Annotated in this window: 19 protein-coding genes; 2 read left to right on the top strand and 17 right to left on the bottom strand. The window is 59.8% G+C overall.

Features of this window, described 5'->3' with window-relative positions; all coding sequences use genetic code 11:
- Positions 1-3: 3 nt before the first annotated feature.
- A complete protein-coding gene (locus PMI07_RS21550) occupies positions 4-1,623 on the bottom strand; it encodes a DUF4942 domain-containing protein (RefSeq protein ID WP_007754745.1) in 1,620 nt (539 codons plus the stop codon).
- A 371-nt stretch (positions 1,624-1,994) separates the two neighbouring features.
- On the opposite strand from PMI07_RS21550, the gene PMI07_RS21555 reads away from it, so the two are divergent.
- Positions 1,995-2,564, top strand: coding sequence for a hypothetical protein (locus PMI07_RS21555; RefSeq protein WP_007754747.1), 570 nt, complete (start codon positions 1,995-1,997; stop codon positions 2,562-2,564).
- Positions 2,561-3,268 (top strand): hypothetical protein, encoded by a 708-nt coding sequence (locus tag PMI07_RS21560; protein ID WP_007754751.1) that lies wholly within the window; start codon positions 2,561-2,563, stop codon positions 3,266-3,268. Before PMI07_RS21555 ends, PMI07_RS21560 begins: the two co-directional genes overlap by 4 nt.
- A 6-nt stretch (positions 3,269-3,274) precedes the next feature.
- Here the strand turns inward: PMI07_RS21560 and PMI07_RS35045 are convergent, their stop codons facing one another.
- The 16 genes from PMI07_RS35045 to PMI07_RS21640 all read right to left on the bottom strand — a co-directional run bounded on the left by PMI07_RS35045 (position 3,275) and on the right by PMI07_RS21640 (position 11,828).
- A complete protein-coding gene (locus tag PMI07_RS35045) occupies positions 3,275-3,592 on the bottom strand; it encodes a hypothetical protein (protein ID WP_155956600.1) in 318 nt (105 codons plus the stop codon).
- Positions 3,589-4,749, bottom strand: a complete 1,161-nt coding sequence (dnaN, locus tag PMI07_RS21565) for a DNA polymerase III subunit beta (protein WP_007754753.1) — start codon at positions 4,747-4,749, stop codon at positions 3,589-3,591. Before dnaN ends, PMI07_RS35045 begins: the two co-directional genes overlap by 4 nt.
- A 47-nt stretch (positions 4,750-4,796) precedes the next feature.
- Positions 4,797-5,021 (bottom strand): hypothetical protein, encoded by a 225-nt coding sequence (locus PMI07_RS21570; protein WP_007754754.1) that lies wholly within the window; start codon positions 5,019-5,021, stop codon positions 4,797-4,799.
- Positions 5,018-5,755: a hypothetical protein gene (locus PMI07_RS21575; RefSeq protein WP_007754755.1), complete on the bottom strand. Its 738-nt coding sequence runs from the start codon at positions 5,753-5,755 to the stop codon at positions 5,018-5,020. The genes PMI07_RS21570 and PMI07_RS21575 overlap by 4 nt, the downstream gene beginning before the upstream one ends.
- A 31-nt stretch (positions 5,756-5,786) precedes the next feature.
- Positions 5,787-6,071: a hypothetical protein gene (locus tag PMI07_RS21580; protein ID WP_007754756.1), complete on the bottom strand. Its 285-nt coding sequence runs from the start codon at positions 6,069-6,071 to the stop codon at positions 5,787-5,789.
- The gene (locus PMI07_RS21585) at positions 6,072-6,251 is read right to left on the bottom strand and encodes a hypothetical protein (protein WP_007754757.1); all 180 of its coding nucleotides are present in this window, start codon (positions 6,249-6,251) and stop codon (positions 6,072-6,074) included.
- A 2-nt stretch (positions 6,252-6,253) separates the two neighbouring features.
- Complete coding sequence (locus PMI07_RS21590) at positions 6,254-6,889, bottom strand: hypothetical protein (RefSeq protein ID WP_007754763.1); 636 nt, start codon at positions 6,887-6,889, stop codon at positions 6,254-6,256.
- A 261-nt stretch (positions 6,890-7,150) separates the two neighbouring features.
- Positions 7,151-8,311, bottom strand: coding sequence for a VWA-like domain-containing protein (locus PMI07_RS21600; protein WP_007754765.1), 1,161 nt, complete (start codon positions 8,309-8,311; stop codon positions 7,151-7,153).
- A gap of 2 nt (positions 8,312-8,313) precedes the next feature.
- The gene (locus PMI07_RS21605) at positions 8,314-8,625 is read right to left on the bottom strand and encodes a hypothetical protein (protein ID WP_024164016.1); all 312 of its coding nucleotides are present in this window, start codon (positions 8,623-8,625) and stop codon (positions 8,314-8,316) included.
- Positions 8,622-8,990 carry a hypothetical protein gene (locus tag PMI07_RS21610; protein WP_007773858.1) on the bottom strand — a complete coding sequence of 123 codons (369 nt, stop codon included), beginning with the start codon at positions 8,988-8,990 and terminating at the stop codon, positions 8,622-8,624. Before PMI07_RS21610 ends, PMI07_RS21605 begins: the two co-directional genes overlap by 4 nt.
- A 2-nt stretch (positions 8,991-8,992) precedes the next feature.
- Positions 8,993-9,385, bottom strand: a complete 393-nt coding sequence (locus PMI07_RS21615) for a hypothetical protein (RefSeq protein WP_007773860.1) — start codon at positions 9,383-9,385, stop codon at positions 8,993-8,995.
- Positions 9,385-9,723: a hypothetical protein gene (locus PMI07_RS21620; RefSeq protein WP_007773861.1), complete on the bottom strand. Its 339-nt coding sequence runs from the start codon at positions 9,721-9,723 to the stop codon at positions 9,385-9,387. The genes PMI07_RS21615 and PMI07_RS21620 overlap by 1 nt, the downstream gene beginning before the upstream one ends.
- Complete coding sequence (locus PMI07_RS21625) at positions 9,716-10,084, bottom strand: hypothetical protein (protein ID WP_007773863.1); 369 nt, start codon at positions 10,082-10,084, stop codon at positions 9,716-9,718. The genes PMI07_RS21620 and PMI07_RS21625 overlap by 8 nt, the downstream gene beginning before the upstream one ends.
- Entirely contained in the window at positions 10,077-11,084 is a 1,008-nt protein-coding gene (locus tag PMI07_RS21630; protein ID WP_007773864.1) for an AAA family ATPase, read from the bottom strand. The genes PMI07_RS21625 and PMI07_RS21630 overlap by 8 nt, the downstream gene beginning before the upstream one ends.
- On the bottom strand, positions 11,060-11,464 hold the full coding sequence (locus PMI07_RS21635) for a hypothetical protein (RefSeq protein WP_007773865.1): 405 nt from the start codon (positions 11,462-11,464) through the stop codon (positions 11,060-11,062). The genes PMI07_RS21630 and PMI07_RS21635 overlap by 25 nt, the downstream gene beginning before the upstream one ends.
- Before the next feature lies 1 nt (position 11,465).
- Positions 11,466-11,828, bottom strand: a complete 363-nt coding sequence (locus PMI07_RS21640; RefSeq protein WP_007773866.1) for a hypothetical protein — start codon at positions 11,826-11,828, stop codon at positions 11,466-11,468.
- Positions 11,829-11,922 lie beyond the last annotated feature (94 nt).

An 11,922-nucleotide genomic window follows, 5' to 3' on the forward strand; every position in this document is an offset into this window, starting at 1 on the left:
CTCTTAATCTATTTTATGCCAAGTCGGCCAATCGTATCGGTCACGCTTCTTGCCGTTTTTGCTGACGGTGATGAAGCCGGTATTCACATTCGTCCCGACCGACGAGAACGAGTTAGGCGGGAGATCTTCCCACCGTGCGCCCATATCCTCCATCAGCTGGCGGAACGCGACCGACTTGTGTGTCTGTCGGAACTCGGTGCCGGCCGACATGATGGCGATCAACTTCCCGTCGGGCTTGAGGAATTTCAGGGCGTGGACGACATGGTCAATGTCCCGCTCCCGATCGAAGGGTGGGTTCATGACCACCAGGTCGTACAGCCCGGTGGTCTCTGGCTCGATCGATATGAAGTCCGCATTGAAGACTCGGCCAAGCTTCCTGGCTTTCAGATCCGGGATCAGGTGCGGCTGGATCTCGATGCAGTCGACGACGTGGTCGACGCGGTACCGCTCCTGGTCCCAGCTCTTTTCGTAGTCGGGGTAGCACGCGACGGCGAGGTTGCCGGTACCCGCAGACGGCTCCAGGATCTTAAGGCGATCGCTCTCTTTCAAGCGGTGCCAGACGGGAGAGTTGCGGAGGATACGCTGCGCAGCGGCCGCCGGGGTAGGGTAGAAGCCGAAGTAGCGGGCAGGTGCCGTCTTCGCCTTCTCCGGTGAAAGCGGATCGTCGTCCACCTTGCGGCCATCGGCCAGCACTTCGCCATAGTATTCGCCGATCAGCTTGTTCACCTTGGCGACGAGATCCTTCCGCGTAAACCATAGGTGAGCGTTGCCGTTCTTGAAGATGCGGACATTGAAATACTCGGTCTCAACTTCGGTCTGGCGAGCGCCGGTCTGACCGTGGCGGGCGAGGTCGATCTCGCCGATGGTCTTAGTGAAGTAGTCGGCGGGCCGCTTCTGGCGCCGGGCTGCTTCATTTTCCTCGTCCTGCTTGCGAACCTCGTTCAGCTTGCCGTCAAGGATGGTGAACGTTCGCTCGATATCGATCAGCGTGGAGCGCTCGTCCTTGTGGGAGCTCCAGTTCCAACTGCCGTAGTCATTGAAGCAGCGGGTGAGGATCACGCGGGCTCCGACCTTGAACCCGTTGTGGGATCGGAAGCGACGGTCGAGCTTCGCGAAGGCGTTCGCCATGCCGCGCCGGAAGATCATGTCGGCGTCCATCATGAACTGCTCGAGCGTTGCGAGGACGTTTTCGACGGTCACCGGCGGCATGCCCTTGGCGGCCTGCTCCTCGGTGATCAACTGGCCGGGCTCCGTCGGCTCCTCGATGATGTGGGACATCTGTTCGCGCAGCTGGTCCTTCGCCTGTCGGTCCATCAGGTGCTCGAGCTCGGTGTGGCTGACCACCCATGCCCATACATTCAAGTCGATGATGTGCCGCTTCTCCCGCATGTAGTCGTCGAGGGGCGAGCGGCTGAGCGGGTGGAGCGCGCGCCGAGTGTCGACTTCATACGCCGCGTTGTAGGCGTTGGTGCGGGGGAAGGCGCGCTTCGCCATGTCGATTGCCGCGAGCTCAGCCTCGTGAGCCTCTTCGATCTTGGCGTGGGCGACTCCGAATAACTCGAGTGCCTTGTCCCGATAGGCGACGATCTGCTCGACCGTGTTGCGGGATACGATTGCGTTCATGCTGGTCTCCGTTGATGCCATAGGCGGCGGGGGGGAATTGCTAAGATGTTAAGGCCTGGGGTTGAAAACCCATCCCTGGTCCATACCTCCTTGTGGCGCCAACAGAGACGAAATGATGTATCGTGGAACTTAGCCAGGTAAACCCAAGCCCCAGACAGGCGGCGGTAGTGGGGATCGACAGGTGGCTCCGGCCAGCCGAAGCCGGGCGGTGGTGGAAGTAGAAAGTGATTTACCGAACTCTCTGGGAGGCTCCGGAGACGGGGCCGCTTTAACTTATGGCCGTTTAAGTTGCGCTAGGTCGAAAATAATACTTGCAATTGGGAGTGCCTTTTCATTTCATCTCGCAATAATTGCCAATGAAGAGAAGCAGAATGGAATCCCCGATCGCTTTGCCAAGCTTTGAGCAGCAGCTTGACGCCATGTTCGGCTGTTGCGATCCCGCCGGACGAACCATCGAAGACCCTGAACGCCACTTTAGCCCACAAAGTCTCCAGCGCCTGGACGAGGATACTGCGCCACTCATTAGACGCTATATGGAATTGGCATGTGATGGGTTGAGGCTTCCTGGTGTGTTGCACCGGACGCATCCTATGCTTTGGCTGATCGACAAACCAGGTGATGTCTGGACTGCAATAGAGGAGGTCATTGATGCGGAAACGGGTGCATACCTGTATCCTCTTTCTCGCAGCCAAAGTTCAAAGCCCGGGCATGTGCGCCTCGGACATCCGTCTTTAGTAATTGCCCGCAACAAGCATGCTCGGATCGGCGGAGAGATTAAGTATTCCGCTGCTGCAAATAAGTGGATCATATCAAATCGGTCCGGGAGGTATGGCACCCGCCCAAATCAAACGCAGGCTCATTTGGCTGCTGCAGCCAGTAGGTTTATGGAATTCGATATCGAACTCACCGTAAGCTTTTGGCAGCCAGGAAACTCACAATGATAATATTTTGGGATTTTGAACCATCCGAAATGCCTGCGCTTCAGGAAGTGATTACCTCGTCTGAAGGACTCAAAACTTTTATCTCTTCATTGAAGCATTTTCTGGCTGTGACCCCTCTCGATGGCGGAGCAGGAGAAGACCTGATCTATACTACTGGGACAATGCTTACGAACGCTAACATTTGGTCGCGCCTACCGGCGGAGGATTTGGCCAACGCTTTAGCAGGCGAAGTCCCCATCGCTGCTGTAAAGTTGATCTTAGAACACGCATCGAGCGAATATCGACGCGCGGTGATCAGCGCGATGGAATCCACCACTCTATTGACTGAGTATAAGGAAATCTTAGATCGTGTGGAGGTCAACGAGCGATACAGTGCTCCCGAAGAATTTAAATTCCGGGGAAGTACACGCTTACCCGATCTTTCGCTCACGATGAGAAGTTATAAACCAAACTCGTTACTTTTACGGTTTCACCATAAATTGCCTGAATCTAACTTGCGTTCTAACTTCGGTATTCACTTCCGTGCGTTAGGGCTTGAAAGCTCGGTTGCTATCTCGCTCGGTTTAGGAGTGACATGGGGCGTAACAATTAGACCAAATGCTGTGATAATGCATATCAATGGAAAGTATTTCGTTGAGATCGATGAAAGCGTCCTGCGGAAAGTAAGTAGCCAAAAAAAGGCGCCGATTTTCAGTCGGGATTGATAGCTTTTACAGGTAAAGCTGCAGCAGTGCGGCACGAGAATGACGTGGGCCGTTAGCATCCGAAATAACTCCTCTGGTGGTGAAGGCCCGATAAGAGATGACGAAGGGGTTAACCTCCCTGACCAAGAAGCTGTTCGGAGAGAGGTGGCGATGATTGTGACTGGTCTTGCGCGAGATGAAATCCGGATGCAGCAGGCGGCCAATATCGTAGTCAACGTTCGAGATGAGGCCGACGCCAAGGTGTTCGTCGGCCAGTTGCAATACTCGGGTCGCTGGCAGGGGTAATCCTCTTTCCGCAAATGCGCCCGTACCGTGCCCGGTCAAACCCGCATCGGCATCATGACGTAGGTGACGTCGTCATCCGCGCCGTCCTTGACGATAGCCGGGTCACCCGGGCCGCCGAGCTCGAGCATTGCGCCACCGTCCAGCTGCGCCAGGATCTCGAGCAGGTAACCGGCGTTGAAGCCGATCTCGAGTGTGACGTCGTGATCGACGGTGATTTCGGTTGATGCGTGGCCGAAGTCCGGGTCGTAACAGGTGATGGCGATCTCGCCCGGTGCCAGGGTCAGCTTTGACGATCGGCTCTTCTCGGCCGAGATGGACGAGGCCTGCTTGAGCGCGTCGATGAAGGCTGCCGTCCGGACCGGAACCTTGTGCTGGTTCTGCGTCGGGATGACCCGCAGGTAGTTCGGGAACGTGCCGTCGACGACCTTTGACTCGAGCAGCTCATCCTCGCCGATGAGGAATGACACGCCGCTGTCGGTCACCGAGACCATGATATCGATCGGGCAATCCTTCCGCTTCAAGAGGCGCAGCAGCTCGCCAACCGTCTTCCGCGGGATTATCATGCCGTTCTCGATCGCTTCCGCACCAGCCGGCGCCGGGATCTCAAAGCGAGCCAGGCGGTGACCGTCGGTCGCAACAAACGCCAGCCGGTTGTCGTGGGCGAGGTGCATGAAGACGCCGTTGAGGTAGTAGCGCGTCTCCTCTGTTGAGATAGCGAGCTGGATCTTCGACATGGCCTTCAGCAGTGTGGCCGCCGGCACCATGAAGCTGACGTTCGACTTGCCGAGAGCGGTGCGGAACGCAGCGTCTTCCGGAAAGTCCGACCGCTCGTGCTCCTGCTTCAGGGTGAGCTTCAACTTGCCGATCGACACGGCCAGGCTATCACCGTCCAGGGTGAAGTTGATGTTGGCTGCGTCCTTCACCTTGTCCATGATGCCCTTCAGCTTGTGGGCATCAACGATCGCGAGGAAGTCGCTGTCGGCCTTACCGGCGACCAGCGTCGTGCTGTAGACGTCCATGTCCGTGCCGATGACGTTCACGCCCTTGCGGTTGGAGGTGATGAGCACTGTGTTCAGGACAGGGATGGTGTTCTTCTTCTCGACCACCTTGCAGGCATTGACCATGGCCTTTTTGAAAACCGAATAGTCAAGGGACGCCGTGGAAACAGAGGCGGCGATGTTGGCAAGTGCGTTCATGGGTAGTCTCCGTGGTTCGCATGATTGCGGGGTGGTTGCCGGTTAACCTACCGGCGGAGGATAGAGTAGGCGGTGGTTTCGGCCACAGCCCGGGGGTCGATGCGATCGGGCTCGATGGTGAGCCCGTCGGTAGCGTGCAGGGGATAGGAGTTGTGCGCCGTGAACCGCCTGCTTGCGGGGTCGAACGATATATACAGGGCTCCTGGCTTGATTCCGGGGCGAATGATGAGGCGGCCATCTCGCCGGACGTTCCAGTAGTCGAGGTCGATCATCCAAGGTATCCGGTGCGCGGGATCAGGTCGTACTTCTTGCCGATCTCATAGGTGATTTCGGTCGGCGTCTGCCCGGCTTCCATTGCAGCGGTGATGCGCTCCGGGTGGTCGGACACGAGGTCACCGTATCCCCATTGGCGCTCGGCTTCGGCCCGGCAAGCTGTGATGTATTCTTCCGGCGTCATCTTCTTGCGCTGGAAGTCTCGGTTGCTCGGGTCCGTCGTGCTCCCCTTGTCGGCGGCCACCATGGAGACGAAGATGGTGTGGATGTCAGGGTGGTAAGGCTCGCGGTTGTACTGGTTGTCTTCGGTGAGGAGCTTCCAGTCTAGCCGGCGAAGGACTTCCGGCACGAACTCCCAATCGTAGGCGTTCACGAACTCGTAGCCTTGCGACTCCGTGTGGGTATGCACCCGGAGCGCAATGTCGCCGGCTTGCACGGAGCAGTGGCGCATGGCGGACGAGCCGAGCCCTTCGAAGTAGTCCTTCAGCAGATCGTGGTCTCGGTTCTCGCACAACCATTCCCAGGCGCAGAGGGCGGCTTCCATCTGCAGGTGGGTGTAGGCGTCAGCATCGCTGAACCTCGCCTTCGGATCATCCTTCACGCTGGCGAAGACCTCGATGCCGTTGGCGTCCTTACGGGGCTGCTTCTTGATGAAGACGCTCCACGATGTGGTGTCGCCGGCCAGGCTATCAATGTCAGCAGCGTGGGCATAGCCGATACGTTTGATGGGCATGGTCTCTTCCTTTCGCATGATTGCGGTGTGGTCAGGTGGCAACGCCGAGCGAGGCGGCGGTGCAGTTAGCGATAATGTGTGGCGGGATGATCGAGATCAGATACTCTCGAAGCTTGTCAGGCACATCGATGGTGCCGACGCCGTCAGCGCTTAGCCTTGTGCAGGTGCCGAAGACTCTTTGCTCGACCATGTAGATTGCATACCAGCGAGGGGCGCGACCATTGCTGAAGTCGATATAGATTCTGTCTTTCGTGCTGAATGAGGCCGCGATGTAGATCTCGGTGATGCGGTGCCGGATGCGGGCCGGGTCAACCATCTATTTCGGCACCCGGATCTTCGCCACGCTGTAGGGCTCGGCCGCCATGGGGTTAAGGCGACCGTCTCCGTAGATGGTGTGGTCTTGGAGGTGGTTGCGGACCGCATAGACCGCCTGCTTCTTGGACAGCAGGGCATCGAACCGCACCCGGATTGTGATTTCGTGAGTCGTGCTCTTCATGGTCATGCCTCCTTGGTGCAGAAGGCCTTGGCCCGGTCGATCAGCTTCGCCAACTCTGCGGAGTGGTGCGTCTCGTTCTTGATCTCGGCGAGGGCAGCCAGTTCTTTCACCAGATGGCAGGCCTCCCAGCTGAAGGGCTCGCCGTCCTTGCGCATGTCCATCTCCACGCCATCGCCGCCCCACTTGTCGTCGTCGTTGGGGTCGTCCTCGTCCGGGCCATAGACGATCATAGTTTGGTCGCCTTCGATGGCGTCATCGATCGAGTAGTTGAAGTCGTCGTGCCTCAAGGTCGTTGCCTTCGCGACGGCCTCGTCGAAGCTTGTTGCCTGCACTTCGGTGTCGCACTCACCGCGGAAGGTGGCGAACAGGCGGACGCCGTAGGTGCGGAGCACGGGCTCGTCGTCTTCGCCGTCGCTGTCCTCGTTCGCCTCGATCTCCGCCATGTTGATCGCGCTCTGCATCACGTTCCGTGCAGTGTCGGCATCGAGTTGGCAGCGGAGGCGAAGGAAGTGGAAGACGTTGGTGACCAGGTCTTTCGCCTTCGTCTGGTCGTCCTCGCCGTGCATGGGGTGGGACAGGGTGAAGGCGTCGATAGCCAGAGCTGCGTAGGATGCGCGGTCTGCATTGTCTGGTGTCATGGGGGTTCTCCTTTGTTGCCATAGCTGGCGGGGTGGACTCCGTCCGCATCCGGTCCCATAATCCCGGCATGCCAGACATTGACTGGAATAAAGCGCCAAAGGCGGCGCGGTGGTGGGCGATGGACAAGGATGGCGAGGCACACTGGTTCTGCGCCCCGGATGTCGCTGCGTTCACAGACTTCTGGTTCAGCGAGCCTATGCTGGCACCGAAATTCGGCTACGATGGCGATTGGCGGCAAAGCCTAGTTGAGAGGCCAGCCGTCAAAAGCTGATGCTGATCGGCTCACCGAACGGCAGATCCGCCGTCAGCTCGTCGAACCTACGCGGGTCACCGTAGACTCCCCACAGGACCGGGATTTCCGGATCGTTGCCGAAGTCGTAGACCTCGAGGTCGGTCAGGTAGATGATGAACCGCGCTTCCGGGAACCGCTCCATGATAACGTTGAAGGAGTCGCGGAAAGCGGTACCGCCCCCGCCGACCGGCCGGAGCACCAGCTCGTCGCCGTTCTCGAACTCCTCGATCGCCTGCACCTTGGCGTCGGCATAGATCACGGTCAGCTTGTCGATCGCGCCTTCCATGTATGCGCCGTTGATCTCCGCCGCGAAGTCCTTGCAAGGCTTGTCGTCGAAGACGGAGCCGGAGGAATCCTGCACGATGATGCCATGGCTGACGCCGTCGCTGATCGTGCCGGGGGTGACGAAGCCGAGCGGCAACATGCGCCGGTTCGGTTTCGACCAGCTGAAATCCCGAGTCATGCTCTCGTCGATGAAGCGGCGGAGCATCGCGCGCCAGTCGACCTTGGGCCGGAGCAGCTCTTCCACGAGCTTGGCGATGTTGGCGGGTAGTTTGCCAGCCTGCGCTCCCTTGGCGGCCATGGCGGCCTGCTGGATCTGCACGTTCATCTCCGCCTCGAGCTCGGCAATGGTCGACTGGTCATGTGGGGCGCAGCCGTCGAGGACACCGCCGCAACCGCCGCCGTCCATGCTGTTCTCGTCGGAGTCGTCGCCGTTGTTCTCGTCGTCGAGGATACGGTAGATTTCCTCCGCGGACAGGCCGGTGAAGCGCGGCTCGAGCAGCCCGCACTCCGGCATCTTGCCCACCTTGCACTCGACCAGCTCGCCGTTGATGGCGTAGTCGGCCGCCTTGTTCCACCGGCCGGGCTTGCGGTGCTGCCGGCGGGTGTGATGCTTCAGCGCATTGTGCATGACCTCGTGGGCCAGGACGAACACCAGCTCGTCCTTCTTCAGGCTCATGACGAACGGCGTGTGGTAGTAGAGGTGGCGGCCGTCGGTTGCCATCGTGTCGATGCGCGGGTCATCGGTCGCATCGATCTTCTTCAGCTGCAGCATGAGCACACCGAAGAATGGGTGGTCCCACAGCAGGCCGGTCTGCGCGGCGAGGATCTTGTCTTGGACGTTCATGGTCATGTCCCTTGTGCATGGTTGCGGGTGAGGATGGCCGCCAACCCGACGGCCAATTGTTGCTGAGTGAGTTGGGTTCGGAGGATGCCGGCCAGGTGATGGTTGCTGGCGTTCATCTGGCCGATCGGCCTATCCCTCCGGATGATGTAGACGTTGAACGTCCGGGTGTCGGTGAGCAGGCACAAGCAGTATTCGTGATCGCGGTCTCGCTTGCGGCGGAAGCGCCAGATGTAGGCCCAATTTTGCAGCCCATCGTCAGGCTGAGGCGGGCGGATATTCGCCAGCCACGCTTGCTTGCGGGCTTCGCTGGTCATGGGTGCATCGCGTTCCACGCATCTTTCATGTAGCCGACGGCGTCGGCGGCATGGGTGTCGGCTTGTCGAGTGGCCGCCGCCTTGGATGCGCGCTGCCAGATTGTCGGGCTTATCGAGGCTGCGACACATGCGGCCAGCGCCCTGGGACCGATCGCTTCCTTGCCGATGTCGATCTCATCCGGCTTTGCTGCTCGCCATTTCTGCCATGGGCTGACCTTGCTGTAGCGGCGACGGTAATCTCCGTTGAAGCGGCGGTCGATCACGTCATACTCAAGCCGGATCTCCATCGTGCAGGCCTTGCTGGTCCGGTCGCGGATGAGCCAGTTGAAGGGCTTCACTTCTTTGACGCTGTAAGTGCGGGGCACTGTTACCTCCGTGTGATTGCCAGTGCCGTCGCCCTTGCGATGTCGGCAGCCGAGAGTTTCGATTTCAGGATGTCGGTGACGTTGCCTTCCTGCGTGAGCGTGGCGTCACCTTCGATGAACATCTTGGGGTGAATGCAGGGGCCGGCTTCAGCCTCGATGCCTTGGGATCGAAGGCCCATGCGGTTTCGCCGACCATCCAGCGAGGGCTTGCCGGTGTTGCTCGCCAGAAACTTGCGGGTCTTGGGGGTGTAGGTGAGAACCCAATGGGACATCTCACCATCGCCGCGGATGCCGAAGAAATACCAGCGCAGCTCTTGCGTGGTCGGCTTCCCGTCGAGGATGACTCGCGTCTCCTCCGGTGCGAAAGGCCCGAAGACTTTGCGAATGATCGGCATCATTTCCTCCCGTAGTTGAGGGCGGCTATTGTGGCCCGGGCGATACGCTCATCGCCCAGGCGGTCTCTTAGAATGTCGGTGACGCGGGCGCCTTCGATCACACCGCGCTGCGTTTCGGGCAGCATGTCGAGGCTGCCTTGCTCGGCCAGCCGCTTCGCATACTTGGACTCGTTGCCGCCGGTGTGGTGCTTCACCCGGAACTTGCGGGTGTCGAGGAAGAAGGTCAGCGTGTAGCCTCGCACGTCGCCGTCCATGAGCACGCAGGAGAAGAACCACTTGAAGCCGTAGCCTTTGATCTCCTCACGGTACGGGCCCCACACTGCCTTGAACTTAGCCATCCATGCGGCCTCCGCGGAGTGATATCGCCGTCACTTCAGCGATGTCTTCGGGTTTGAGCATCGACTTCATGGCGACAGCCACGCTGCCCTTTGGGAGCATGTGGCGGAGCACTGCGATCGGGCGGTAGATGTCCGCCAGATCCTTCGCATGGATCTTGTCCCAATAGGTGACCGTCAGAGGATTCGACGTGAACTTCTTCGTCTCGAGGCTGAAGCACAGGTGCCACCGGCGGATCTCACCGGCGGGTGTGACGCCGATGAACTCCCACTTGCAAATCTGCACGATCCGATCGGGATAGACGCCAGCGTCCGCCGTCTTGTAGGACAGCGGACCGGCGATCCAATGCACCCCCTTATCCAAGGGTCACATCCTGGTTCCGCACCGCCCAATCCGTGAAGGTCTGAGTGTGCGACAGGCCCGGGTCACGACGGACGGCATCGACCGCCATCATGATCTCGAACTCACGGGCAGGAATGCGTCGGATGTAGGTCATGGCGTTCTCGAAGGTCTTGGCATCGGCGCGACGGCCCAGTGCTGCCGAGATGGCAAACCGTGCCGACGGATCATCCGGAAGCGGCGCGCTGTTCGGGTTGGCGAGGACCAGATCCAGCGACGGGAGCTTCTGATAGACGCGGATGAAGCCTTCCAGCTCGCCGGCAGCACCATCGCCGACCACACCGGAGACCAGCGACAAGCGCCGGCTCGAGTCCTTGCCGATGTATTTGGCCGCCTGTTCCCACGAGCGGGGGGTGGGGAAGGCGCGGTCATCGGAGGACTCCGGCATCTTGTGGATGAGGTGCGGCCGGAAGCGGAGGAAGGCAATCATGATCGGGTCCATGCCGATCTTGTTGAAGTGCTCCACATGCACGTTGTCGTGGCCGGCGCTTGTGTCCGCCTCGACATCGATATGAGCGAAGCGGTTGGCGAGCGCCGTCGGCATGCGCTGTGCTGCTGCGCGGTCCGTCTGGCGGTTACCAGCTGCAACCACGCGCCAGCCCTTGGGGAGCACGTAGTCGCCGACCTTGCGATCGAGGACCAGGCCGAACATGGCGGCCATCATCGACGGCGGCGCGGCGTTGAGCTCGTCGAGGAAGAGGATGCCTTCCGGACCGTCGCGCTCCACCTGTGGAAACTCGTCGGGCACCTTCCATTTCGTGGTGTCGCCGGAGATATCGGGCAGACCCATGAGGGCGACCGAGTCACGGGTGGAAGCGCGGAAGTCGATCAGGTTCCAGCCGCGGCTATCCGCAATCTGCTGTGTTGCCTGCGATTTGCCGCAGCCGGGTGGGCCCCACATGAACGCCGGCGTGTCCTCATCGAGGTAGTCGTTCAGGTTCAGGGCAGCAGTTTTAATGTGCATTGGTCGTCTCCTTGTTTGCCATATTCGGCTGGGTCGATGGGAAGGCCGATCCTCAAGCGGGTGAGGTCGGCAATGTCGGTGCCGCGCACCATGGAGAAAGCGGCATCGGCAAGCTTGTCGCGCGGGAAGCGCGGGTAGGACAGTTGCGGGAAGGGTGAGAGGTCTTCCGGCAGGCGGTAGTCGTGGAAGTTGGCGCCATACTTCGGCGCTTTGGCTCCCCAATGATCACGGGCTCGCATCTTGAACGTCTTGTCGCGTGGCCCGATCAGCGCCTCGTATCGAAGCGTCTTTCCTTCGTCGGAGCGGAAGGCGAACCAGAACTTGAGCCGTCCGAAAACTACCTGCCGGGCGTAGGGTCCGATCAGGAGTCCGGTGGGCATGTCACTTCCAAATGATCTCATCCGGAAACAGGATGGCCGGGCCGCATATGGGCGGCAGCTCCTCCGGGTCCATCGCCGGGCGCTGGGTCATCATGTTGTTGCGGTAGATTTCGGTCGCCCTAACGTTGCGGATGTGGCGGCCGTTGATGTTGCTGGTCTCTCCGACGAACATGTCGCGGCGTTCGCCCTCGTAGAGCACGGCAACATGCTCGACGGGTTCATCGAATGCGTCGGGCAGAAGCCGCTTGATCCAAGTCGAGATTGGCTCCCTTGTGAAGCGTGGCTCCATGCGGATTTCTTTTGCTTCGCCGAGCGCCGGGATGAGCAAAGCCCGGGCAAACGTTCCTGTTCTGAGGCCGGTCAATGGGCTCTCCTTTGTGCATGATTGCGAGAAAAAGGGACGCTGGCTCCGGCCAACGTCCCCACGTGTTGCGGCGGGTTACTCGATTACTTCATGA

Origin of the sequence: Rhizobium sp. CF080 (assembly GCF_000282095.2) — a bacterium.
GTDB lineage: Bacteria > Pseudomonadota > Alphaproteobacteria > Rhizobiales > Rhizobiaceae > Neorhizobium.